Below are 24,643 nucleotides of genomic sequence, written 5' to 3'. Positions count from 1 at the left end.
CTCGTCGTTCGTACGACTCCCGTCGGGGTGCCGAGCCCCTGCGGGACCCTTGACAGTTCCCTGTTTGAAACTGTCAGAATCTGTTGCGCAAAGGGCTGTTGTGGTCGGTCGACGACCCTCACGTGCCGCACAAGCCCTTGCACACCACACAATCGAAGAGAAGGGGATCGCGATGGCGGTCACTCGCAGATCGTTACTGATCGCAGGCACCGCCGCCCCGATGGCCGGGGCACTTGTCACGGCCGTTCCCGCCCAGTCCGCCACCGCGTCCCGCGCCATGGGAGGCCGGACCGTCCCGCTCACGGACGGCTGGCGGTTCGCCCTCGTCAACCCCGGCGGCATCACCGACCCGACCGGCGCGTACGAGGACGCTCATGACCCGGCGTACGACGACTCGGCCTGGCGCGAGGTCGCGGTTCCGCACGACTGGAGCATCGAGCTCACCCCCACCACCGACCACGGCACCAGCGGCGGCACCGGCTTCCTGCCCGGCGGCCTCGGCTGGTACCGCACCACCTTCACCCTGCCGCGCGCCCTCGAGGGCAAGCGGATCTCCGTCGAATTCGACGGCGTGTACATGGACTCGTCCGTGTACTGCAACGGACGGCTCATCGGCGAACACCCCTACGGATACACCGGCTTCGCCCTCGACCTCACCGAGCTGGCCCACACCGACGGCGCCACGCCCAACGTCCTCGCCGTCAAGGTGCGCAACCGGCTCCCCAGCAGCCGCTGGTACTCGGGCAGCGGCATCTACCGCCACGCCCGGCTCGTGGTCACCGACCCGGTCCATGTGGCCCGGTGGGGCACGTACCTCACCACCCCCGGCCTGGCCACCGCCCTGCGCGCCGGGCATGCCACGGTGCGGGCGCGGACCCTCGTGGTCAACGAGTCGGACGGCCGGCAGCCGGTGACCGTGATCTCCACGGTCAAGGACCCCGACGGGCACATGGTGGTCCAGGCACGCTCCACCCTCACCGTCGGGGCGGGTGACACCCGTACCGCCACCCAGGAGCTCAGGATCGACCGGCCGCGGCTGTGGTCGTTCGACACCCCGCGGCGCTATGTCCTGGAGACCGAACTGCGGGTGGGTGAGGACACCACCGACCGGTACCGCACCCCCTTCGGGCTCCGCCATGCCATCTTCGACCCCGAGCGCGGATTCTCGCTGAACGGCCAATACGCCAAGCTCCAGGGCGTCGATCTCCACCATGACCTGGGCGCGCTCGGCGCCGCCGTCGACACCGACGCCGTGCTGCGCCAGCTGACCATCATGAAGGGCATGGGTGTCAACGCCCTGCGCACCTCGCACAATCCGCCCGCGCCGGAGCTGATCGAGGTCTGCGAGCGGCTCGGCATCGTGATGCTGGTGGAGGCGTTCGACTGCTGGCGCACCGGCAAGAACACGTATGACTACGGGCGCTTCTTCGACGAGCACTGCGATGCGGACATCACCGAGATGGTGCGCGCCGCCCGCAACTCCCCCGCCGTCGTCATGTGGTCCATCGGCAATGAGATCCCCGACTCCACCAGCGCCCCGGGCCTGGGGATGGCCCAGCGGCTCATCGACGCCGTGCGCGCGGCCGATGACACCAGGCCCGTGGTGATCGGCTCGGACAAGTACCGCGGGCTGCCCGCCGAGGGCTCCCCCGCCGATCTGATGCTGGCCAAGCTGGACGGGCTGGGCCTCAACTACAACACCGCCGCCTCGGTGGACGCCCTGCACGCCCGCTATCCGCAGTTGTTCCTCTTCGAGTCCGAGTCCTCCTCGGAAACCTCCACCCGCGGCGCCTACCAGGAGCCCGAACACCTCAACACGGGCGAGAACCACACCCCCGGCAGGCGCCAGACCTCCAGCTACGACAACAACCTCGCTTCCTGGACGATGAGCGGCGAGTACGGGCTGAAGAAGGACCGGGACCGGAGGTTCTTCGCCGGGCAGTTCCTGTGGTCGGGCATCGACTACATCGGCGAGCCCACGCCGTACGACGTGTTCCCGGTGAAGGCGTCGTTCTTCGGCGCGGTGGACACCGCGGGCTTCCCCAAGGACATGTACCACCTCTTCAAGAGCCAGTGGACGAGCGAACCGATGGTCCATCTGGTCCCCATGGACTGGACCGGGCACCGGCCGGGCGAGACCGTGGAGGTGTGGGCGTACTCCAACGTCGCCGCGGTGGAGCTGTTCCTGGGCGGCCGATCGCTGGGCGTCCGCGAGTTCGACACCAAGAAGACCACCGACGGCCGCGCCTATCTGGAGACCACCGAGCCGACCGGCGACGACAAGACCGTCACCTCCGGCCCCTACCCCGGCAGCTACACCAGCCCGGGCGGCAGCGCCGGAAAGCTCCACCTCACCTGGAAGGTGCCGTTCGCACCGGGCGAGTTGAAGGCGGTGGCCCGGCGCGGTGGCCGGGTGGTGGCCACCGATGTGCTGCGCACGGCGGGGCGCCCGCACACCGTACGGCTCACTCCCGACCGGAAGACCGTCGAGGCCGACGGCCGCTCGCTGTGCTTCGTGACCGCCGAAGTCGTCGACAGCGACGGTGTGGTGGTGCCGGACGCCGATCATCTGATCGCCTTCAAGGTCACCGGAGGCTCCCTGGCCGGGGTCGACAACGGCCGTCAGGAGAGCGCCGAGCGCTACCAGGCGAGCACCCGTACCGCCTTCCACGGCAAGGCCCTGGCCATCGTCCGCGCCGGCACCGAGGCCGGGCCGCTGACCATCACCGCCCGCTCGGCGGGGTTGCGCACCGCCACCGCCACCGTCCGCGCCACCGGCGGGACCTCGGAGCCGGTCACCCGCCCCACCCCGTTCGCACCCGACCCCGGCCCCGGCGCTCCTCAGCACCCACTGGCCGACGCGAGCTATTCGGGCGCGCCGACGACCCTGCCCTCGGCCATGCTGGAAGGCGATCCGGCCACCGGCTGGTCCAACGCCTTCCGCAAGCCCGCCACGGCACTGCTCCCCGCCTTCGACGGCGCCCGGAAGGCCGACTGGGTCTCGGTGACCTGGAGCGGGAGGCGGCGGCTGCGCCGAATCGAGGTGTCCTTCACCGTGGACGCCACGCACACCCTGCCCGCCTCGATCGAGGTGTCCGCGTGGAACGGCCACGTGTACGTCCCGGTGCGCGGGGCGTCCATCACCTGGGCCACCGCCTCCGACACCCCGACCGTCATCACCTTCGACCCGGTGCGCACCTCACGGCTGCGGCTGGACCTCACCAGCCGTCATCCGGGCGCGGCGGACGGCGCCCAGCGCATCGTCGCCCTCGAGGCCGGTGACGGCTGAGGGGGCGGGCGAGCGAGCCACCGACCGCCCCGGGAGGCCACCTCGACGGCTCATCCCCAGCCGGTGGAGTAGCCGCGGTAGCGGCGTCGCCGGGGCCGGATGGTCAGCGTGGACAGCAGTCCCACGAACCCCACCACGATGACCACCAGACCGGGCCCGAAGCCCTGGGCGTACGCCACGACGTCGTCGAGCGTCGAGACGCCGTCGTCGACCCCTGAACTCCCGGATGTGCCGGAGGCGATGGACGGGTTGGGGCTCTGGGCCTTGGCGCCCGGGATGGACACCCCGAGCGCGGTCAGCGCCTTGGTCACGGGCTGGAAGAAGGTCACCCCGCCCCGGTCGCAGTCGCCGCTGCCGCCGGAGGTGACGCCGAGCGCCACGCCCTGGGCGAAGAGCGGCCCCCCGCTGTCGCCGGGCTCGGCGCACACGGTGGTCTGGACGAGCCCGGTGACCGTGCCCTCGGGGTAGTTGACCGTCGCGTTGAGCCCGGTCACCTTGCCCGAGCGCAGGCCGGTGGTGCTGCCGCTGCGGAACACCTCCTGGCCCACGACCGGATCGGCCACACCGGTGACCCGCACCGTCTGGCCGCCACCGACGTTGACCACGCTGTTCTGGTCGAGCGCGGCGTTGTCGTAGCGGATCAGCGAGAAGTCATTGCCGGGGAAGCTGCTCTGGACGGTGGTGCCGAGGCGGGTGGAGCCGGTGCCGTCGGTGAACCAGGGGGTGCCGTTGGGGCCGCAGTGTCCCGCCGTCAGGATGAAACCGGTCTGACCGTTGGTGACGTTGAAACCGGCCGAGCAGCGGCTGCCGTTGGTGAACATGGGCGAGGCACCGGCGGCTCTGGTGGTGAAGGAGCCCTCCGTCCGCCGCGCGCGCACCTCGCCGCCCACCTCCGCGGCGAGGCCCTTCATCTTCGACCAGCGGGCGGTGGAGACGGTGCTGTCGCCGACCAGCACCACCTGGTTGGACTTGGGGTCCACCATCCAGGCGGTGCCCGCCACCCGGGGCGCCGAGCGCAGCTTCTCGGTCGCGGAGTCCAGGTCGGCCATGCTGTAGCGCACCCGTTTGGCGGTGGCCCCGGCCCGGCTGACCTCGTCCGCCGCCGTGTCGTCCGTCACCGCGACCACCGGGCGGCCGTCGGCCCCGATCCAGTTGCCCGCCGTACGGGAGGCGCCGAGCGCGGACACCAGCCGTCCGCCCACATCGTCCGTCCGGTCCGTGCTCAGGGCTCTCGGACCGCCGCTTCCGGTCGTGCCGTGGGCCGATCCGCCCGGCCCGGCCTGAGAGACCATCACCCCGCCACAGACCAGTGCCCCGACAGCCGCGAACCGCACGACCCGGCGCACGCCGCGCCGCATGTGCTTCACCACCCTGTCTCCTTACGTCGATCCAGCCGGGGGCCTCGGACGGCGAAGGCCCACCCCCTCATACGTAAGGAAGCGACGTCCTGCTCACTCCCCGGACGGAGCCACGGATCCCGGTGGGGCGGCCCGCGGCTCCCGGGATCAGCGCCGGTCGCCGTAGCGCTTGCCGAGGAACCCCCCGACCAGGGCGGCCGTGCCGCCGCCGAGGATGGCCGCGCCCTGGGTGGCGGCGTCGTGCGCGAGGAAGTACGTGGCCACCCAGATGTACGCCACGACCGTGCCCGCGCCCAGCAGCGAGCCGAACGCCTGCAGCCCCGTGTGGACCCAGTCCATGCGACGGCGGTGCTCACGCTCCCGCTGGAGCTCGGTGAGCATCCACTCCCACAGTAGGGCGTCGGCCGGGCTGGGCGGGGGGCCGTGCGCACGGACACGCGTGCGGTGGAGCACCGGGCCTCAAGAGGCGCCCTTGCCGTAGGGCGCGCTGGTGAACACCACCCTGTCGTCGGTGCCGTCGGTCACCCAGAACCGTTGCGGCTTCTCCCCGTAGAGCGCGAAGAGCGGGTCCGGCCCCCAGGCCAGCACGACCTCGTCCTTGCCGTCGTGGTCGAAGTCCCCGGCGCCGTAGAGCTTGACGGCGCGCCGCTTCTTGGGCACCTCGCGGCCGTCCACGCGGGACGGGACGGTGCGGTCGAGGGTGCGGCGGTGGGCGATCTCTCCGGGGGCGTCCGGGCGGATCGTCAGCAGTTCGGTGCCGCCGGTGCGCAGCGAGACGGCCAGTTCGTCGGTGCCGTCCCCGTCGGTGTCGGCCGCGGCGAGCACATCGCCGCCCAGGGCGGGGATCCTGATCGGCTCGGGGGTCGTACCGGCCGTGCGTTTGGTGTACACGCTCACCGACTGGCCGACGTCCGCGGGTTCGGTCTCATAGCCCGGTTCGTCATTGCGGCTGCCGGTGTCGGCGACCGCCACATCCCGCTTCCCGTCGCCGTCGAAGTCGCCGAAGGCGATCGCGTTGCCCTTGCGGAGGGTGCGGCCGGTGCCTGCGAGGCCGTCCGGACCCGCCGTGAGCAGCGCGGACTTCGTCTGGTCGTCGTCGCCCTGCTCGTGCACCACCAGATCGGTGGGGCGGTCGCCGTCGATGGTGTCGGCGTACAGCTCCGCGATCTGGCCGCTGGAGCCGAGGGGGTTGGCGTACGTCTCGGTACGGGCGGCTTCGCCGTCGCGGCCGAACGGGCCGTACAGCACATGGAAGTCCTTGCCGCTCTGGCGCACGGCGGCCAGATCGTGGTGTCCGTCCCCGTTGAAGTCGCCCGTCGCCAGGGGCCGCGAGCCCTCGAGGCCATCGTCGGCGTCGGCCAGCCGCACCGGGGTGGCGGGGGTTCCCCGGCGTGGCCCGTCGGGGCCGCCCCAGGCGATGTAGGGCAGCGTCTGGGTGGTGATGTGCACGCGCTCGCTACTGGCCGGGTCGCGCTCCTTGGTGGCGGTGGCGATCACCTCGGCGTAGCCGTCGCCGTCGAGGTCGGCGGTGGTCGCGGAGTCCATCTCGCCCGCGGTGCCCTTCCACCCGGCGCCGGTGGGCAGGCCGAGGTCGTCTCGGCCGAGCACGGTGCGCACGGCGGGGTCGGGGCCCTTCGCCGAGCCGTACACATAGGCGATACGGCGCAGGCCGCCGAGCTCGTCGTCGTCGGAGGCGATCGGGATTCCGAGCTCGGGGCGGCCGTCGCCATTGAGGTCGTCCGCCAGTGCGCTGCCCTTGCCTCGGGGGACGGGAGCGGTCGCGGTGGGGGTGACGACGGGTGCGGCCGTGCTCTTCCCGGTCCCGTCGCCACCCTTGGTCTCATCGTCTCCACCGCCACCGCCACCGCCGCACGCGGTGAGCAGCACCAGCGCGGCGGCGCAGAGGGTGACGGTGGCGGGGCGGAGCCTGGTGGTGGGGGATGCCATCAGGACACGACAGCGCATCCTGTGGTGACACGCCATCGGAGAGATCATTTCGTTACGGCGCGCTCCCCTCGTTACGGCGCGCTCCTCTTGTTACGGCGCGCTCCCCGCCAGCGGGTGTCCGCAGCGCAGATTCCACCGGCCCGCGCGGCCACTGAGCTCCGTCGCGGTCAGCGGGGCGACGTCCAGCCGCCAGAAGGTGGGCGCGGGCAGGCCGAGGGCGTGCACGAGGGCGGCCCGGACCACGGCCGGTTCCACGACGGCGAGCAGCCGCGCCTCACGGGCGGGGGCGGGCGGTGCGTCCGGGGGCGAACCCTCCCCGCGCGTCTCCCGGGCAGGTGCGGCCGGTGCCGCCGGTGCCGGATTATCCCGGCGCGCGTCCAGCCAGGCCCCGATCCGCTCCACCAGCTCCAGCAGCGTTTCGCCGCCGTGCGGCGCCGCGGCCGGGTCGGACAGCCACCCGGCGACCTCCTCCGGCGCCTCCTGCCCCACCTCGTCCAGCGACCGGCCCCGCCAGCGGCCCACATCGAGATCGCCCAGCTCCGGCGTCACGGCGGCGTCGAGCCCCAGGGCCGCGGCGGTACCGCGGCAGCGCTCGGAGGGCGCGGTGAACGCCATGTCGTGGTGGGGCAACACCGTGGCCGCCGCCGCGGCCCGGCGCCACCCGGCCGCGTCCGGCGGGGCGTCGTCGAACCGCACCTGCCGCAGCGCCGCGTTGACAGCGGGCGCGACCAACGTGATCCGCACCATCCAGCCCTCTCATCCGCACCCTTCGCCCACGGGAGGGCGCCTTCCGGGATCCGCTCCGGAGCAGCGGACGACCGTCGCGCCCACCGTCTCATGACGGAGACGCCATGACCGAACGGCTCTGATCACTCTGGTGTGACCCGGGTGGCGGATCGCGCCACCCGGCAAGCGCAGCCGCGGATGCACACGGCCAGGAACACCGACACGGTGGATATATCGGACATCACCGACCGGGTTGGGGTGCTGTGGTATGCGCGTGACCGGACTTGGGCATGCTGGGCTGTTCATCGAGACCGCGGCGGGGTCGGTGCTCTGTGATCCATGGGTCAACCCCGCCTTCTTCGGCTCCTGGTTCCCGTTCCCGGACAACACCGATCTGGACTGGGCACACTACGGGCGCACGGCGGACTATCTGTATGTCTCCCATCTGCACCGCGACCACTTCGACGCGGAGAATCTGCGCCGGAACGTGCGCAAGGACATCACCGTGCTGCTTCCGGCCTTCGCCACCGACGAGCTGGAACGCGAACTGAGGGCGCTGGGTTTCACCGACTTCCTCCGCGCCCCCTCCGGTACACCGGTCGAGCGCGACGGTCTGCGCATCATGATCACCGCGCTGACCGGCCCCGGGGACGGCCCCATCGGAGACTCCGCGCTCTCGCTGGACGACGGCCGGACCGTGCTGCTCAACCAGAACGACGCCCATCCGCTGGACATCGCGGCGATCCGGGACTTCGGCGAGGTGGACGCGTACTTCGTCCAGTTCTCCGGGGCGATCTGGTACCCGATGGTGTACCAGCTGCCGCTCTCCGCCAAGAAGGAGTTCGCCGCGCGCAAGCGGCAGGGGCAGTTCGACCGGGCGCTGCGCTACATCGACGCGGTGGAAGCCAAGCATGTGTTCCCCAACGCGGGCCCGCCGTGCTTCCTCGACGACGAGCTCTTCGAGCACAACGGCACCGGCCAGGACGGGGAGAGCATCTTCGTGGACCAGCTGGAGTTCCTGCGCCAGCTGGGCCGGGCGCGCCCGCGGGTGGCGGCGCATCTGCTGCTGCCCGGGACGGTGGCGGAGCCGGAGGACACCGCGTGCAAGCTCACCCACCGCTACACCGAGACGGAGATCGAGCACATCTTCGGCGAGAAGCCCGCGTACTTGCGGGAGTTCGCCCGCCGCCAACGGCCCGCGCTCGCCGCCGAGCGCGCCTCACGGTCCACCGCACTGCCGCGCGAGCGGCTGCTGACCGAGCTGAAGCAGTGGTGGGAACCGCTGCTGACCAGGGCGGACCGGATCTGCGCGGGCGTCGGCGGCCCGGCGCGGCTGGATGTGGGCGAAGTGCCGATCGTGATCGACTTCCCGGCGCGGGAGGTCCGTCTCTGGAGCGGTGAGCGCTGCCGCTACACGCTGTCCACCTCGGCCGATCTGGTGGCCACCAACATCGAGCGGCGCGAGGTGGACTGGTCCAACAGCCTGCTGCTGTCGATGCGGTTCACCGCCAGCCGGATCGGGCCCTACAACGAATTCCTGTATGTGTTCCTCAAATGCCTGTCGATGGAGCGCATCGAGTACGTGGAGAACTACTACGACTCCTGCCAGGACGACGGCCAGGACATCGTGCTGGACGGCTGGCAGGTGCAGCGGCGCTGCCCCCATCTGCGCGCCGACCTCGGCCGGTTCGGGCAGATCGAGGGCGAGGTGCTCACCTGCACCCTGCACGGCTGGCGCTACGACCTGAGCACGGGTCGCTGTCTGACCGCGGACGGACACGACATCCGCGCCTCGGCCGTTTCGTGACCCGCCTCGCCGGGTGTGGCGGCGGTCGCCGCCACACCCGGCGAGTTGCCCTGGAGCCCTCTTCAACTCCTAGCGTCGGCGCACGTCATCACACGACCGACGCAAGGGGACCACCGTGCGCTGCACACTGTTCGGCAGGACCGGCCTCCGGGTGAGCGAGCTGAGCCTGGGTGCCATGACCTTCGGCGAGGACTGGGGCTGGGGAGCCGCCAAGGAGACCAGCCGGCGGCTGCTGGACCTCTACGCGGACGCGGGCGGCAACTTCATCGACACCGCCAACAACTACACCGGCGGCAGTTCGGAAGCCATCCTCGGCGAGTCGCTCGACGACCGGCGCTCCACCCACCGCCGCGCCACGAGCGGAATCCTCTAGGAGCGCCCGCGGCGGCAGCGCGCGCCGCGCCCTGGTGGCGCGGGCCGTCCCTACGATGGGTGGGGCCAGCGACGATCGGTACGACAGGAGCGATCCCCCATGCCCGAGGCCCCGAAGCCGACCGGCTCCCCCGCACGCCAGAACGTCACCTTCCCCAGCGCTGGAGCCACCGCGCACGGCTACCTCGCGCTGCCGCCGTCCGGGCAGGGCCCCGGGCTGATCGTCATTCAGGAGTGGTGGGGCCTGGACCATCACATCGCCGATGTCACCGACCGGCTGGCCCGCGAGGGCTTCGTCGCGCTGGCGCCCGATCTGTACGGGGGCAGCGTCGCCCACAGCGCCGACGAGGCGTACCGGATGATGCAGGAACTGCCGGTGGGGCGCGGGGTCGAGCTGCTCTCCGGGGCGGTGGACCATCTCCTCGGCCGGCCCGAGGTCACCTCCGACACCGTGGGGGCGGTCGGCTTCTGCATGGGCGGCGGCTTCGTGCTGTATCTGGCCGCCGCCGATTCCCGGGTCAGCGCGGCGGTGCCCTTCTACGGCGTCATCCAGGGCGAGCTGCCGGACTTCTCGGGGCTGCGGGCCGACATCCTGGGCCATTTCGGGGAGAACGACAACACCATTCCGCTGGACGGTCTGGAGCGGCTGCGCCGGGTCATGCGGGAGGAGTCCGGCGTGGAGCCGGATTTCCGGCTCTACCCCGCGGGTCACGCCTTCTTCAATGACGAGCGCCCGTCCTATCACGCGGAATCCGCGGCGGCCGCCTGGCAGAGCACGCTGGGCTTCCTGCACCAGCGGCTGGACTGACGAAATCGGCCCACCCCCGGAAAGGGCCTTAAGGCTTCATGAAGCCTTAAGGCCCTTTTAAGGTCGAGCCCGGAGAAGCCGCCACCGTTCAATTCTCAACCACATTTCCCCGAAAAATTTCTGTCCGGCCCTGAGACGACTCCCGCATCCGCCCGTATGGCATGGCGGACAGCTTGAAAGGGAGTCGACATGACACGCAAAAGGACACTCAGCGGCAAGAAGAAGCTTGGCCTGCTGATCGGTTCGCTGGCACTGGCGGGCACCGGCGCCGGGGTGCTGGCCGCCACCAGCAACGCCAGCACCGAGGGCTCGGCGCAGTCCTCGACGGCCTGCACCGGGCTGGAGCAGGCGCTGGCCAACAATGAGAAGTTCATCGCCGATCAGCAGGCCAATCCGGATGCCCAGTCACAGGCGCGGATAGCCAACCGGCAGGCCGTCATCGAGGAGATCAAGCGGAAGCAGCAGGCTTCGGGCTGCGCCGTCGATGATGCCGCGGGTCAGGCGGAGGGGGCCGCGGGCCAGGACGAGGCAGCCGCTCCGGCCGAGGGCGGCGCCTCCGCTTCTGCTTCCGCCCCGGCGGGGGCCTCGGACTCCGGCGCCGGTGACGCCGGCGCCTCGGGCGAGGTCGTCTGCGCGGGTTCGACGGTCACCCTGTCCGGCGAGGGCGGGACCCCGGCCGCCTCCAGCAATGAGTTCCCGGTCGGCACGAAGCTCAAGGTGACCAATCTCGACAACGACAAGTCGACAACCGTCTCCGTCACCTCGACGTCGGGCAGCTGCGCCCTGCTCAACAACGCCGCCTTCGAGCAGGTCCGTGAGCCGGGCAAGTTCCTGATCCGTAACGCGCGCATCGAGCGCGTGGGCTGAACCGCCGCACACCGGCCGCCGTGCGGCGGCCGGTGTGCGGCGGCCGGTGTGCGGCGGCCGGTGTGCCGCGGGGGTGCACACCGGCCGTTCGGCGGTCCGTCCCGCACGGGCGCGAACCGCCGATCTGACCGCCATGTCCGACTGTGACCGGTATCGCAGGGTGAGTCCGGCACACCTGGGTACCCGCTGGCCATGAACAGAAATGAGCAGTCAATGCTCACTCCCGATCTGCCGCCGGTCGTTGACGTACCGGATCTGACCTTCCCCCCTCAGGGACGTCGCTCCGACGAGTCGAAGCGCGCGGCGGAGCGGAACGGTGACCAGGAAACCCCTACCTCCGCCTCCGCCCCCACCCCCTCCCCGCGCCGCTTGGCGGCGTGACGGACCGACCCCCAGCCCGCGACCGATCCCCTCGCGTCGCCGCCCCGACGGCCGGAGCCGCCGGGATGATCTCGCGCACTCCCCGTGTTGACCATCGGCACGGGGAGACGCAAGGCGAGTCTTCGCACACGAGACAAGGGGACGGACATCATGCCGTTGCAGGGTGAGTACGAGCCGAGCCCGGAGAAGTTCGTACGCGATCAGGTCGAGCTGATCGAGAGCTCCGGTGGCACCGAGGGCACGACCATGCGGGGCATGCCCGTGGTCGTCCTGACGACGCTGGGCGCGAAGAGCGGGAAGATCCGCAAGACCCCGCTGATGCGGGTGGAACACAACGGCGCGTATGCCGTCGTCGCCTCGCTGGGCGGCTCCCCCAAGCATCCGGTCTGGTACTACAACATCGTGGCCGACCCGCGGGTCGAGTTGCGGGACGGCCCGCTGCGGCAGGACATGACCGCGCGCGAGGTCACCGGCGAGGAGAAGGCCCGGTGGTGGGAGCGCGCCGTCGAGGCGTACCCGGACTACGCCGACTACCAGACGAAGACCGACCGCCAGATCCCGGTCTTCGTGCTGGAGGCGGCGGCCACCGCGCACTGACCCGCGGGTCCCGGCGCGTTCCGGCGCGCCGGGCACCTGTGGATCGCCGGGAGCCCGTGGATCGCCGGAAGCCCCCCTGTGATCGACGCCAAAGCATGCCTGTTTGATAGATCGGGTAGCCGGGAACCGACCCGGAATCCGTACCCAAGGAAGTGCGCCACATGACCGTGACAGACAAATCAGACTTCGCGCCGATCTACGACAGCCTCGTGGCGGAGCACGGCGACGTCCCCGCGGAGGCCCGGGAGGCGGCCGAGGAAATCCAGCGCGAGGCCGCCGAGGCCCTGGACTGGAGCAAGGTGCGCGGCGGCGGCTGACGCGCTCCGGCCCCGTCGACCGGGGCCACCGCATCCGGCTCCGTGAGCGGCCGTCCGTCATCTGCCCGGAAGGCCGCTCGACACCCCTCACCTTCGATAAGCTGCCGATGACGCACTGTGCTTGAAGGCGTCGACACTTATCTCACGAGGGGAAACAGTTGACTACAGGGGTAGAGACTTTCGAGTTTCAGGTCGAGGCACGACAGCTTCTGCAGTTGATGATCCATTCGATCTACTCGAACAAGGACGTCTTTCTGCGCGAGCTCATCTCCAACGCTTCCGACGCGTTGGACAGACTGCGCCTCGAATCGCTCCGCGATGAAAACCTCCAGGCGGACACCTCTGATCTCCATATCGCCATCGAGATCGACCAGGAGTCGCGCACGCTGACCGTCCGCGACAATGGCATCGGCATGTCGCATGAGGGGGTCGTGGAGCTCATCGGCACGATCGCGAACTCCGGCACCGCGAAATTCCTCAAGGAGCTGCGGGAGTCGAAGGACGCGGCCGCTTCCGCGGATCTCATCGGGCAGTTCGGAGTGGGCTTCTACTCAAGCTTCATGGTGGCCGACGAGGTGACCATGGAGACCCGTCACGCCGGGGAGAGCCAGGGCACCCGCTGGATCTCCAGCGGCGAGGGCACCTACACGATCGAGCCGCTCGACGACGCCCCCCAGGGCACCTCCGTGACACTGAAGCTCAAGACGGAGGACACCGAGGACCACCTCTACGACTACGCCTCGCCCTGGAAGATCCGGGAGATCGTCAAGCAGCACTCGGACTTCATCACCTGGCCGATCAGGATGGCCCCCGCCCAGGCCCCGGCCACGGCGGACGAGACGGAGCAGGCGGAGGAGGGCGACGAGAAGGCGCCCGAGCTCGAGACCGTCAACTCGATGAAGGCGCTGTGGGCCCGTCCCAAGGGCGAGGTCACCGACGAGGAATACCACGAGTTCTACAAGCACATCAGCCATGACTGGGCCGATCCGCTCGAGACCATCCGCATGCAGGCGGAGGGCACCTTCGAATACCAGTCGCTGCTGTTCATTCCGGCCCGGGCACCGCAGGACCTGTATATGCAGGACCGCAAGCGGGGTGTGCAGCTCTATGTGAAGCGCGTCTTCATCATGGACGACTGCGAAGCGCTGATGCCGGAATACCTCCGCTTCATCAAGGGCGTGGTGGACGCCGCGGACCTCTCGCTGAACGTCTCGCGGGAAACCCTTCAGCAGGACCGCCAGATTCAGCTGATGCGGCGCCGTCTGGTGAAGAAGGTGCTCTCGACGGTGAAGGACATCATGTCCTCCGACGCGGAGCGCTACGCGACCTTCTGGAAGGAATTCGGCCGCGTTCTCAAGGAAGGTCTCCTCAGCGATCTGGAGAACCGCGAGGCGATCCTCGAGGTGTGTTCGTTCGCCTCGACCCATGACGCCGAGCAGCCGACCACGCTGCGCGGTTATGCCGAGCGCATGAAGGACGGGCAGGAGCACATCTACTACATGACCGGCGAGTCCCGGTCGATCGTGGAGAGCTCCCCCCATATGGAGGCGTTCCGGGACAAGGGCTTCGAGGTGCTCCTCCTCACCGACCCCATCGACGAGCTGTGGGTCGACGCCGTGCCGGAGTTCGACGGCAAGCAGCTCCGTTCCATCGCCAAGGGGCAGGTCGACCTCGACTCCCAGGACGAGAAGGACGAGGAGGCGGAGGCCGAGCGGGAGCAGCGGCAGAAGGACTTCGCCGAGCTGCTCTCCTGGATGACGTCGACGCTGAGCGAGCAGGTCAAGGAGGTGCGGCTGTCCTCGCGGCTGACCACCTCCCCGGCCTGCATCGTCGGGGACACCTTCGATGTCACCCCGGCCCTGGAGAACATCTACCGCTCCATGGGCCAGAGCCTGCCCCAGATCAAGCGCATCCTGGAACTGAACCCCACCCATCCGCTGGTCAGCGGGTTGCGCACGGCCCACGCCGAGCGCAAGGACGACAGCGGTGACGACAACGGTCTCGGGGAGACGGCCGAGCTGCTCTACAGCATGGCGCTGCTCGCCGAGGGCGGTGAGCTGAGCGATCCGTCGCGCTTCATCAAGCTGGTGGCGGAGCGGGTGCAGCAGACGCTGTAGCCACGCCTCGGCGTGCGGCGGGGCGGGTCCACTCGGGGCCCGCCCCGCTTCATGTCGGTCACCGTCCGAGGCAGGCCGCCGCGGAGGCGTCGATCAGCTGCCGCAGCGCGCCGTGGAAGACCTCGTGGTCGGTCAACGCGTCCACGACGACGTCCAGGTTTCCGGTGAGGGCCGGGAAGTCCTCGGGCTCCAGCGCGGCGAGCGCGGTACGCGCGGCCGTGCGCACCCGCTTGGCGTCGCGGTGGTCGACGAAGGCGACGGCGCCGAGGGTGAGCAGATACAGCCGCCGGTAGACGCGGATCGCGGCCTCGGGGGACATTCCGGCGGCGATGTTGTGCGCCAGCTGCGGCTCCACGAGGCGGCTCAGCAGATGCGGCCCCCACCAGGCGCGGCCCGACCGCAGCGCCACCAGACCGGGGTGCTCGATCAGCACCTCGTAGAACGCGGCGAAGCGGGCCTCGGTGGCGGTGGCCCAGTCCTGGTCCCGCCCCACCAGCGGCATCCGCGCGGCCAGCCGGTCCGCGCACGCGTTCACCAGACCGTCGAAGTCGCCGCAGCGGCGGAAGACGGTGGCATGGGAGACCCCCAGCAGCTGCGCCACCCTGCGGAAGCTCAGCGCCTCGGGCCCCTCGTCGTCGACGACGGTCAGAGCGGCCTCGGCGATGGCCTCCAGGGTGGGCTGGTCGGCTCGGTCCCGGTTGTTTCGCACAGGCCGAGCGTACCAGTGGTTGTTACAGTGTTTCAGTGACTGTTTCCATTGAGGACGTACAAGCCGCGGCCCAGCGGGTCGCGGGACATATCCGGCCCGTGGCGCTCGCGCCGGTGGAGCAGGGGGCATGGGGTGCGGCCGAGGGATGGCTGGCCCTGGAGTTCCTGCAGTACACGGGCACCTTCAAGGCGCGGGGCGCGTTCAACTTCATCAGGGCCCACCGGGACGCGGGCACCCTGCCGGACGCGGGTGCCGTCGTCGCCTCGGGTGGAAACGCCGGGCTCGCGTGCGCCTGGGCGGCCGCGCGGCACTCCGTGCCCGCCACCGTGTTCGTGCCCGAGACCGCGCCCGCGGTGAAGGTGGACCGGCTGCGCCGGCTCGGCGCCGAGGTCCATCGGATCGGCACCGAGTACGCCGACGCGCGGGACGCCGCCCAGAAGCACGCCGCCGAGACCGGCGCCCTGCTGTCGCACGCGTACGACCATCCGCTGATCGCCGCCGGGGCGGGCACCGTGCTGGAGGAGATCCTCCAGGCCCGGCCCGACCTGGACACCGTGGTGGTGGCGGTCGGGGGCGGCGGACTGTTCACCGGGGTCGCGGTGTCCGCCCTGGAGCACGGGGTGGGTGTCGTCGCCGTGGAGCCGTACGGCTGCCGGGCCCTGAACGCCGCGCTGGAGGCCGGTGCGGTGGTCGACGTCCCGGTGGACTCGGTGGCGGCGGACTCGCTGGGGGCGCGCCATGTGTCCTCGGCCGCGCTGGAGTGGGCCCGTAAGGACGGGGTGCGGTCCGTCCTGGTGTCCGACGAGGCGATCGTCTCCGCGCGCCAGGCGCTGTGGGACGACCGCAGGATCGCGGTCGAGCACGCGGCGGCCACGGCGCTGTCCGCCCTGGCCTCCGGCGCGTACCGGCCGCGGCCCGGGGAGAAGGTCGCGGTGCTCCTCTGCGGCGCCAACACCGACCCCGCGGACCTCGCCCACGGCCGCTGAGCGCTCCGCGGGAAGTGGTGCGAGGTGTGGTCGTTCATCCGCGGCCGCGTCGTGGCTGGTCGCGCCCACGCGGCGGAGCCGCATATCGACACAGCCCCGCGCCCCTTCGGGGCACACCCGACCGCACCGGACTTCAGCGAGGCCGGTGAGGCGGTGTCCGACGGATCGTGACGCCTGCGGCGGGCTGTTCCCCTCCCCGCCCCTTCCCGACACCTGACGATATGCGGCTCCGCCGCGTGGGGGCTCCGCCCCAGACCCCGGGGTCCAGGGGCAAAGCCCCTGCCACGCGGCGGACACCCCGTAGCGGTACGGCGGCCGGGCGGCGCCCGTACGGCGGCCTGACCGGATGCCGTACGGGCGCCGCCCGGCCGCCCGCCGTCATCGACTACGCGCCGTCGTACGCCGCCCGCAGCGCGGCGATGTCGAGCTTGCCCATCTTCATCATCGCCTCGGTGGCCCGCTTGGCCTTCTGCGGGTCCGAGTCGGCGATCATGCCGAGCAGGGCGGTGGGGACGATCTGCCAGGACACCCCGAACTTGTCCTTCACCCAGCCGCAGGGGCCCTCCTCACCGCCCTCGGAGAGCTTGCCCCAGTAGTAGTCCACCTCGTCCTGGTCCGCGCAGTGGACCTGGAAGGAGATGGCCTCGCTGAAGGTGAACTGCGGCCCGCCGTTGAGCCCCACGAACTTCTGTCCGTTGGCCTCGAACTCGACGGTCAGCACGCTCCCCGCCGGGCCACCGGGCTCGACCCCGGTGTAGTGGGTGATCCGTCCGAGCCTGGAGTTCTTGAAGATCGAGATGTAGTGCTGCGCCGCCTCTTCGGCCTGGCCGTCGAACCACAGGCACGTGGTGAATCCGTCGCTGGCCATCGGTACCTCCTGCGCTGGGGAGCATTTACCCCTTCAGACCGCGCCCCCGCCGGGAACTCATCGGTCCTCGGCCGACCCGTTTTCCGTGAGGTAGTGATGCAGCCGGCAGGAGCCCTCGAGCATCGCCGTGGCGCGCTGGGCGAGCCCCTCCTGACGTCGGGCGATGACCGTGCGCAGGGCCTCGCTGCCGCCCGTGCGGCGCAGCCCCTCGAGGACGGGCCGGATCTGGGGCAGCGGATAGCGGACCTGGCGCAGCAGGTCGATCATCCGGGCGTCCCGGACGTCGGACGGCCCGTAGACGCGGTAGCCGGTGCTCCTCTCGCGCCGCGGGCGCAGCAGACCGGCGGACTCCCACACCCGCAGGGCCGAGGTGCGCAACCCCAGACGGGCGGCCACCTCGCCGATGCGCAGCGGTCCGGAGCGTGACGGCGCCGACGCGTCCGGGGTCTGCTCGGCGACCGCTTCGAGCGCCTTCCCCGCCGCCTCGAGGGAGAGCCGCTGGTCATGGAGCGCCGCATGTCCGGCGTTGACCAGGGTGAGTGCCAGGGCGACGTCCCCGTCGTGGACGGCCCGCATGACCGCGCGGGCGGTCTCCGTGCCGTATCCCGGCATCAGGGCCCGGTAGGTCACCAGGGCTCTGCGGTGCCGGTCGTCGAGTCTGCGGTATCCGGCGGGGGTGCGGGTGGCCGGGGGCAGGATGCCGGCGTCGACGTAGTTGCGGATCTGCTGGGTGGAGACACCCGCCATACGGGCCAGATCGACGGGGCGCAGCGCGGCGTCCGTACGGCTCACGGTTCGTCACCTTCGACTCGAGGGTTCACGGGCGAGTTGAAGGTTAGCGTCGACTCCATCGAGGTGTGTCCGGCGGGGGTTGGGCAGAAAGCCGGAAAAAGTCTCAACGGGCACTTCAATGAAACACTTGAAGGCATGGATGTCAGCGAAATCAAGGTCCGTGGAGCCAGGGAGAACAATCTCCAGGGCGTGAGTGTGAACATTCCCAAGCAGCGGCTCACGGTCTTCACCGGTGTCTCCGGATCCGGTAAGTCCTCGCTCGTCTTCGACACCATCGCCGCGGAGTCGAGGCGGCTGATCAATGAGACCTATACGGCGTTCGTCCAGAACTTCATGCCGACGCTCGGCCGTCCGGACGTCGACTCGCTGCGGAATCTGAGTGCGGCGATCATCGTGGACCAGGAGCCGATGGGCGCCAACTCCCGTTCCACCGTGGGCACCGCCACCGATGCCCACACCCTGCTGCGGATCCTGTTCAGCCGGATCGGCGGCCCGTACGTCGGCCCTCCCCTCGCCTTCAGCTTCAACACCGCCGAGGGCATGTGTCCGCGGTGCGAGGGGCTCGGCCGGGTCACCGACATCGACATCGGCCAACTCATCGACAGGGAGAAGTCGTTGAAGGAGGGGGCGATCACCGTCCCCGGATTCGAGGTGGACAGCTGGCACTGGCAGGTTATGGCGGCCTCCGGCCTTTTCGACCCCGATACCAGGCTCCGGGACTACACCCCGGCCCAGTGGGAGGACTTCCTCCACAAACCGGCCACCAAGATCAAGGTGGGGAAGAACAACCTCACCTACGAGGGGCTGGTGACCAAGGTTCGCCGGCAGTACCTGGCGAAGGACCGGGAGACGATGCAGTCGCGCATGCGCGCGTTCGCCGACCGGGCCATGACCCTGGCCGAGTGCCCCGGGTGTGAGGGCGCCCGGCTGTGCGAGGCCGTCCGGTCCTGCCGGATCGACGGCCGCTCCATCGCGGACTGCTCGGCCCTGCAGATCAGCGATCTGGCGGAGTTCGTACGCTCCATCCGGGACGATTCCGTCGGGCCGGTGCTGGAGAGCCTGCGCGCGCTCCTCGACTCCCTGGTCGAGATCGGCCTGGGGTATCTGAGCCTGGACCGGGAGTCCGGCACCCTGTCCGGCGGCGAGGCCCAGCGGGTGCGGATGGTCCGGCATCTGGGCTCCAGCCTGACCGATGTCACCTATGTCTTCGACGAGCCCACGGTGGGCCTGCACCCACATGACATCGAGCGCATGAACCGGCTGCTGCTCCAGCTGCGGGACAAGGGCAACACGGTGCTGGTCGTGGAGCACAAACCGGAGACCATCCGGATCGCCGACCATGTGGTGGACCTGGGGCCCGGCGCCGGGGTGGCGGGCGGACGCGTCTGCTACCAGGGCGACCTGGCGGGCCTGGCCGCCTCCGACACCCTGACCGGGCGCTATCTGGACCACCGGGTGCGGCTGCGGGAGAAGGTGCGGCAGGCGACCGGGCAACTGCCGGTCCGGGGCGCCCGGTTGCACAATCTGCGGGATGTGAGCGTGGACATCCCGCTCGGTGTGCTCACCGTCGTCACCGGTGTCGCCGGATCGGGCAAGAGCTCCCTGATCCATGGGTCGCTGTCCGGGCGGGAGGAGGTGATCGTCGCGGACCAGTCGGCGATCCGTGGCTCCCGCCGCAGCAACCCGGCCACCTATACCGGGCTCCTCGATCCGATCCGGACGGCGTTCGCCAAGGCCAACCGCGTCAAACCGGGGCTGTTCAGCGCCAATTCGGAGGGCGCCTGCCCGCGGTGCAAGGGCATCGGGCTGATCTACACCGACCTCGCCATGATGGCCGAGGTGGCCTCGGTGTGCGAGGACTGCGAGGGGAAGCGGTTCCGGCCCGAGGTGCTGACGTACCGGCTGCGCGGGCGGAACATCAGCGATGTCCTGGGCATGTCGGTGGCCGAGGCGCTGGAGTTCTTCACCACCGGTCAGGCCCGGGTGGTCCTGGACCGGCTGGCCGCGGTGGGACTGGGCTATCTGGCGCTGGGCCAGCCGCTCACCACGCTCTCCGGGGGTGAGCGCCAGCGGCTGAAGCTGGCCATCCACATGGCGCGGAGCGGCTCGACGTACGTTCTGGACGAGCCGACCACCGGACTGCACCTCGCCGATGTGGACCAGTTGCTCGCCCTGCTCGACCGGCTTGTCGACGCGGGCAACACGGTCGTCGTCATCGAGCACCACCAGGCCGTGATGGCCCATGCGGACTGGATCGTCGACATGGGTCCGGGGGCGGGCCACGACGGCGGTCAGGTGGTGTTCACCGGGACCCCCGCCGACCTCGTGGACACCGGCGGCTCCCTCACCGCCGTCCACCTGCGCGACTACGTCAAGCGGACGTGAGCACCCGCCCTGGTAGTCCCGTCGGCGGGACCACCGGGGCGGCACGGCGCGTCAGGGCGCGGGCGGGGGTGCGGGAGCGCCCGCGGGCGGCGGGATCTTGGCGTAGGCGGCCGTGGTGGCGCCCGCCTCGGCGGGCACCACCACGCTCTCCCGCGGCATCAGGGCGTCGCGCGCCGCGCCCGGGTCCCAGCCGGTGTCGACCACCCGCTTCTGCACCAGGATCGCGGCCCCGAGGACCGCGAGGCCGAGCAGCACGATGACCACGAGCCCGGCGGCGCCACCGGCCTTGCCCGCGTTGCCGATGAGCGCGCCGAACCAGCCGAAGTCGGCGTCGCCGAAGGTGGTGTTCTGGTCGCCGAACGCGCCGAGCACCTTGAGCAGCAGGGCGGGGAGGAAGGTGATGAGCAGCCCGTTGAGGAACGCCCCCACCACCGCGCCGCGCCGGCCGCCGGTCGCGTTGCCGTAGACCCCGGCCGCGCCGCCGGTGAAGAAGTGCGGCACCAGACCGGGCAGCACCAGGGCGAGGCCGAAGGCCGGGTTGAAGATCCAGGTGAGCAGGGCCAGGCCGATCAGCCCGCCGGTGAAGCTGGAGATGAAGCCGATCAGCACCGCGTTCTGCGCGTACGGGAAGACGATGGGCGCGTCCAGCGCGGGCAGCGCGCCGGGGACGACCTTCCGCGCGATCCCCTGGAAGGCGGGGACGAGTTCGCCGAGGATCGTACGGACGCCGAAGAGGATCACCGCGACGGCGATGCCGAACTGGAGCCCCTGCATCACGGACTGCATCAGGTAGTTGCCGGTGCCGGTGGCCACGGCGCCGCCGGTGCCCGTGGCGAACGCCTTGAAGGCGGCCTTCTGCCCCTCCTTGACGAGCAGGAGGACCGCCATGACCAGGTAGATCAGCAGCATCGACAGGGCGGTGGCCACCATCGAGTCGCGCAGGAAGCGCAGCCCCTCGGGGAGCTTCATCTCCTCGGTGGAGCGGCTGCGCTTGCCGACCACCTTTCCGGCCGCGCCCGCCACGATGTACCCGGCCGTGCCGAAGTGGCCGATGGCCACGGTGTCGCTGCCGGTGACGCGCTTGGTCCAGGGGTGGGCGAAGGCCGGCATCGCGACCAGCATGATGCCCAGCAGCACACCGCCGACGGCCACCACGGCGATGGTCGAGCGGCCGCCGTTGGCCAGGACCACGGTCAGCAGCGTGGCCATGAAGAGCATGTGGTGCCCGGTCAGAAAGACATAGCGGAGCGGGGTGAACCGGGCCAGCAGCAGGCTGACCACGAAGCCCAGGATCATCAGCCAGGCGACCCGTGAGCCGAACTGGTCCTGGGCGATGCCGACGATGGCCTCGTTGGTGGGGATGACGCCGTGGGCGCCGGTGACGCCCTGGATCATGGTGCCCAGCGGGGCGAGGGAGTCGGTGACCAGCCCCGCTCCCGCGCCGATCAGCAGAAAGCCGAGGGTCGCCTTGATGGCGCCGCCGATGATCTGCCCGGTGCTCTTCTTCATCGCGATGAGTCCGACGGCGGTGATGATGCCGATCAGATACGCGGGCTCGCTCAGAATCTCATTGACGAGAAACGTGGCAAGGGTGACAAACCAGCCCATGGTGCTTCCTCAGTCCCCGTCGTTCAGACGTCGTACGTGTCCCGGAGCACCGCGTCCACCTCGGCGGTGCTGGTGAAGTCCTGGACGACCTTCACCGGCCGTCCCACATCGCCCAGGGTCCTGGCGATCTCACGGGAGGTCAGCAGGGCCACGGCCTCGGACGCCTTGCCCTTCGCGGAGATGGTGTCGGTGGCCTCCACGGTGACGAACCTCGACCAGCCCCAGCGGTCCAGCACCTGCTCCAGGGTGTTCTTGAGGAACAGGCTGGTGCCGACGCCGTTGCCGCAGACGGTGAGGATCTTGTGCAGCGAACCCGCCCGGGGCTCGGGGGCGGCGGACGGCTCGGACGGCTCCGGCCCGGAGCCGTCCTCCGTGCGCTCCCCGGCCAGTACGGCGTGCAGCGCCTCCGGGGTGGGCGCGGCAGCGAGGGCGGCCGCCGTGCCGGGGTCGCCCAGGAGGCGTGCCAGGCTCGCCATCGCGGAGGTGTGCGCCGCGGAGTCCTGGGCGGCCAGGGCGACGACGAGGGTGACGGGGTCGTTGGACTCATGCCCGAATTCCACGGGCCCGGCGAGCCGGACCCAGGACATCCCGGTGGACAGCACCGCCGGGGACGGCCGGGAGTGGGCGAAGGCCACGCCCGGCGCGATGACGATGTACGGCCCGTTCTCCTCGACGTTGGCGACCATCTCGCGGGTGTACTCGTCGGTGGTGGCTCCCGTTTCCACCATCAGACGGCCGGCGGCACCTATCGCCGCACGCCAGTCGGCCGCCCGTACGTCGAGCCGGACGGCCTCGACGGGGAGCAGGTCTTTCAGATCTTCCATGCAGGTCATCATGGCTGACATGGCTCTGTCACACAGCCCCGGGGGGCGGAAGCGGAGCGATGGCCTCCGCAGTGTCCGGCAAGCATACGAACACGAGAACCGCGAGCGCCTCGCACCCCCCGGCGGCCACCAGGGCGCCGGGCAGCGACCAGGTGGCGAGCGGACCGGCGAGGGCCGCGCCCAGGGCGAAGCCGGTGATCTTCAGGCTGGCGCCGGTGGTGAAGACCTGGCCGCGCAGCCGCTCGGGCGCCTCCCGGTGGCGGATCGCGAACAGGGCCGTGAGCTGGGGCCCCTCCGCGGCGCCGGTGAGCAGCACGGCGGCGATCAGCGCGGCCGGGTGGCCGGTGGCCGCGAGCAGCGGCGCGAGGATGAGCAACAGGGCTCCGCCGAGGAGCACGGCGTCCGGGTGCGGCGGTCGGGCGCGGCGGGAGAGGGCCGCGTTGGCCACGATGGCCGATGCGGCGGTGGCGGACAGCAGCAGGGCGCCACGGTCGGCGCCGCCGAGCACGGCCGCGCCGAGCGGCGGCCAGCAGGTGAGCAGCGCGCCCTGGCCTACGCAGGAGACCACGGAGGTGACGGTGGCTCGGGCCAGGGGCCGGTTGCGGACGATGACGCGCAGCCCGGCGGTGAGATCGGCGACGACCGACGTGCCCGGCGGTGGGGCCGACGGGGCGGGTCGCGCGGGCGCGGGGAGCGCCCGGACGGCGGGCAGCGCGAGGCCGATCAGCGCGATGGACACCACCACGGCGGCCGGCGCCCCGGCCACCCCCGCGACGGCCCCGGCGAGTGCGGGCCCCACCAGCGCGGCGAGGCTGAACGTCAGCGCGTCGAGCGCGGTGGCGCGGGGCAGGTCCGGCGGCGCCACCACCCGGGGCAGTTGGGAGGTCCATCCGCCGGACAGGGCCGGTCCCAGCAGCCCCGCACCCACCGCGAGGAGGACCGTGAGGGCGAACGGCACCCGTCCCAGGCCCAGAAGGACCGCGGCCAGCCCCGTCGCGTAGAGGGCGAGCGCCGCGGCCAGCGGCCGGGCCGGCCGGGTCGAGCGGTCGAGCAGCACCCCGAAGAGGGGTCCGCCGACCGCCGCCGCGGCCATGATCCCCGCCAGCAGCGCCGGGCCCGAGGAGGGCGAACCGGTGAGCACCGGCCCGGCCAGCAGCAGCGCGGGACCGGACATCTCGTCCCCCGCGCGGGCGGCGGCCGCCCCTCCCAGATAGCACCCCATCGCGTAACGCCCCGGCATGCACAGCACGTTACGGAGCTAACGCAAAACTCCGCCAGGTGCGTTACATTGGCGTCGTGTCATCGCCTTCGAACGACGACTGGTCGACCCGGCATTCGGTGCGGGCCACCGCCCGGCGCACCGCCGCCCTCGTCAACGCCCTGACCGCGGGGCCGAGCCCGGATCCCGCCGCGATCACCGGACTCCTGCTCGCCCACGGTGAGTCCGGCCCGCTCGAGCTCACCGCCGACGATGTCGCGGGGATGCGCACCGCCGCGCTGCGGCTGCGCGAGGTGTTCGCCGCCGGTCGGGTCGACGAGGCCGCCGGGGTGCTCAACCGGCTGCTGCGGGAGGGCACGGGCCCGCTCCGGCTCAGTTCGCACGACGGCCGCTCGCCCTGGCATCCGCACCTGGACAGCGATGACGAGGCGCCCTGGGGCGAGTGGTTGCTCGCCTCCTCGTGCATGGCGCTGACCGTGCTGCTCTGGGAGGGCCAGCGCCCGCCCGGCGGTCTGTGCTCCTCCCCCGGCTGCGGCGATGTCTTCCTCACCGTGGGCAGCGGACCGGAGCGCCGCTACTGCTCACGCCGGTGCGCGACCCGTGAGCGGGTGGCCGCCCACCGGCGCGCCAAGGCGAAGGCCGGATCCCGGACTCCGTAAGGGTTCC

The 24,643-nt window shown here is 71.0% G+C and carries 20 protein-coding genes and 1 pseudogene; 11 read left to right on the top strand and 10 right to left on the bottom strand.

From position 1 onward, the window contains the following. Positions 1 to 172 precede the first annotated feature (172 nt). Positions 173 to 3,289, top strand: coding sequence for a glycoside hydrolase family 2 TIM barrel-domain containing protein (locus JK364_RS17680; RefSeq protein ID WP_201852055.1), 3,117 nt, complete (start codon positions 173 to 175; stop codon positions 3,287 to 3,289). 50 nt (positions 3,290 to 3,339) lie between these two features. Here the strand turns inward: JK364_RS17680 and JK364_RS17675 are convergent, their stop codons facing one another. The 4 genes from JK364_RS17675 to JK364_RS17660 form a co-directional block, all read right to left on the bottom strand. Then, positions 3,340 to 4,656 (bottom strand): S1 family peptidase, encoded by a 1,317-nt coding sequence (locus tag JK364_RS17675; protein WP_307841323.1) that lies wholly within the window; start codon positions 4,654 to 4,656, stop codon positions 3,340 to 3,342. A gap of 138 nt (positions 4,657 to 4,794) precedes the next feature. Then, positions 4,795 to 5,028 carry a hypothetical protein gene (locus tag JK364_RS17670; protein ID WP_201852054.1) on the bottom strand — a complete coding sequence of 78 codons (234 nt, stop codon included), beginning with the start codon at positions 5,026 to 5,028 and terminating at the stop codon, positions 4,795 to 4,797. A 78-nt stretch (positions 5,029 to 5,106) separates the two neighbouring features. Continuing rightward, complete coding sequence (locus tag JK364_RS17665) at positions 5,107 to 6,594, bottom strand: FG-GAP repeat domain-containing protein (RefSeq protein WP_230992101.1); 1,488 nt, start codon at positions 6,592 to 6,594, stop codon at positions 5,107 to 5,109. A 90-nt stretch (positions 6,595 to 6,684) separates the two neighbouring features. Beyond that, entirely contained in the window at positions 6,685 to 7,341 is a 657-nt protein-coding gene (locus tag JK364_RS17660; protein WP_201852052.1) for a histidine phosphatase family protein, read from the bottom strand. A gap of 247 nt (positions 7,342 to 7,588) precedes the next feature. Here JK364_RS17660 and JK364_RS17655 point away from each other — a divergent pair, with 247 nt between their 5' ends. From JK364_RS17655 to htpG, 7 genes and pseudogenes are all read left to right on the top strand, one after another. Continuing rightward, positions 7,589 to 9,127: a Rieske 2Fe-2S domain-containing protein gene (locus JK364_RS17655; protein ID WP_201852051.1), complete on the top strand. Its 1,539-nt coding sequence runs from the start codon at positions 7,589 to 7,591 to the stop codon at positions 9,125 to 9,127. A gap of 115 nt (positions 9,128 to 9,242) precedes the next feature. Then, a pseudogene (locus JK364_RS17650) lies at positions 9,243 to 9,464 on the top strand (aldo/keto reductase); the annotation flags it as partial. 135 nt (positions 9,465 to 9,599) lie between these two features. Then, positions 9,600 to 10,307 (top strand): dienelactone hydrolase family protein, encoded by a 708-nt coding sequence (locus JK364_RS17645; protein WP_201852050.1) that lies wholly within the window; start codon positions 9,600 to 9,602, stop codon positions 10,305 to 10,307. A 189-nt stretch (positions 10,308 to 10,496) separates the two neighbouring features. After that, the gene (locus JK364_RS17640; protein ID WP_201852049.1) at positions 10,497 to 11,174 is read left to right on the top strand and encodes an SCO2207 family protein; all 678 of its coding nucleotides are present in this window, start codon (positions 10,497 to 10,499) and stop codon (positions 11,172 to 11,174) included. Between the two features lie 531 nt (positions 11,175 to 11,705). Further along, positions 11,706 to 12,152, top strand: coding sequence for a nitroreductase family deazaflavin-dependent oxidoreductase (locus JK364_RS17635; protein WP_201852048.1), 447 nt, complete (start codon positions 11,706 to 11,708; stop codon positions 12,150 to 12,152). A gap of 161 nt (positions 12,153 to 12,313) precedes the next feature. Continuing rightward, complete coding sequence (locus tag JK364_RS17630) at positions 12,314 to 12,469, top strand: hypothetical protein (protein WP_201852047.1); 156 nt, start codon at positions 12,314 to 12,316, stop codon at positions 12,467 to 12,469. Positions 12,470 to 12,627: 158 nt separating this feature from the next. Beyond that, the gene (gene htpG / locus JK364_RS17625; RefSeq protein ID WP_201852046.1) at positions 12,628 to 14,586 is read left to right on the top strand and encodes a molecular chaperone HtpG; all 1,959 of its coding nucleotides are present in this window, start codon (positions 12,628 to 12,630) and stop codon (positions 14,584 to 14,586) included. A gap of 58 nt (positions 14,587 to 14,644) precedes the next feature. Here the strand turns inward: htpG and JK364_RS17620 are convergent, their stop codons facing one another. Further along, complete coding sequence (locus JK364_RS17620; RefSeq protein ID WP_201852045.1) at positions 14,645 to 15,295, bottom strand: TetR/AcrR family transcriptional regulator; 651 nt, start codon at positions 15,293 to 15,295, stop codon at positions 14,645 to 14,647. A 35-nt stretch (positions 15,296 to 15,330) separates the two neighbouring features. On the opposite strand from JK364_RS17620, the gene JK364_RS17615 reads away from it, so the two are divergent. Further along, on the top strand, positions 15,331 to 16,281 hold the full coding sequence (locus JK364_RS17615) for a serine/threonine dehydratase (protein ID WP_201852044.1): 951 nt from the start codon (positions 15,331 to 15,333) through the stop codon (positions 16,279 to 16,281). Positions 16,282 to 16,666: 385 nt separating this feature from the next. On the opposite strand, the gene JK364_RS17610 is transcribed toward JK364_RS17615, so the two are convergent. Then, on the bottom strand, positions 16,667 to 17,149 hold the full coding sequence (locus JK364_RS17610; protein WP_201852043.1) for a VOC family protein: 483 nt from the start codon (positions 17,147 to 17,149) through the stop codon (positions 16,667 to 16,669). 57 nt (positions 17,150 to 17,206) lie between these two features. Further along, on the bottom strand, positions 17,207 to 17,941 hold the full coding sequence (locus tag JK364_RS17605) for a MerR family transcriptional regulator (RefSeq protein ID WP_201852042.1): 735 nt from the start codon (positions 17,939 to 17,941) through the stop codon (positions 17,207 to 17,209). 135 nt (positions 17,942 to 18,076) lie between these two features. On the opposite strand from JK364_RS17605, the gene JK364_RS17600 reads away from it, so the two are divergent. After that, positions 18,077 to 20,326 carry an ATP-binding cassette domain-containing protein gene (locus JK364_RS17600; RefSeq protein ID WP_201852041.1) on the top strand — a complete coding sequence of 750 codons (2,250 nt, stop codon included), beginning with the start codon at positions 18,077 to 18,079 and terminating at the stop codon, positions 20,324 to 20,326. Between the two features lie 51 nt (positions 20,327 to 20,377). On the opposite strand, the gene ulaA is transcribed toward JK364_RS17600, so the two are convergent. Genes ulaA through JK364_RS17585 form a run of 3 tightly spaced genes read right to left on the bottom strand, consistent with a single transcriptional unit; the run spans position 20,378 to position 23,998 of the window. Next, on the bottom strand, positions 20,378 to 21,934 hold the full coding sequence (ulaA, locus tag JK364_RS17595) for a PTS ascorbate transporter subunit IIC (protein WP_201852040.1): 1,557 nt from the start codon (positions 21,932 to 21,934) through the stop codon (positions 20,378 to 20,380). A gap of 23 nt (positions 21,935 to 21,957) precedes the next feature. Further along, positions 21,958 to 22,758, bottom strand: a complete 801-nt coding sequence (locus JK364_RS17590) for a PTS sugar transporter subunit IIAB (RefSeq protein WP_201852039.1) — start codon at positions 22,756 to 22,758, stop codon at positions 21,958 to 21,960. Between the two features lie 28 nt (positions 22,759 to 22,786). Next, positions 22,787 to 23,998, bottom strand: coding sequence for an MFS transporter (locus JK364_RS17585; protein WP_230992099.1), 1,212 nt, complete (start codon positions 23,996 to 23,998; stop codon positions 22,787 to 22,789). 56 nt (positions 23,999 to 24,054) lie between these two features. Here JK364_RS17585 and JK364_RS17580 point away from each other — a divergent pair, with 56 nt between their 5' ends. Continuing rightward, complete coding sequence (locus JK364_RS17580) at positions 24,055 to 24,636, top strand: CGNR zinc finger domain-containing protein (protein WP_307841312.1); 582 nt, start codon at positions 24,055 to 24,057, stop codon at positions 24,634 to 24,636. Positions 24,637 to 24,643: the final 7 nt, after the last annotated feature.

The organism is Streptomyces endocoffeicus, assembly GCF_016741935.1.
Taxonomy (GTDB): Bacteria; Actinomycetota; Actinomycetes; order Streptomycetales; family Streptomycetaceae; genus Streptomyces; species Streptomyces endocoffeicus.
The sequence above is the reverse complement of the archived record's forward strand: the minus strand, read 5'-3'. Positions and strand labels throughout refer to the sequence as shown.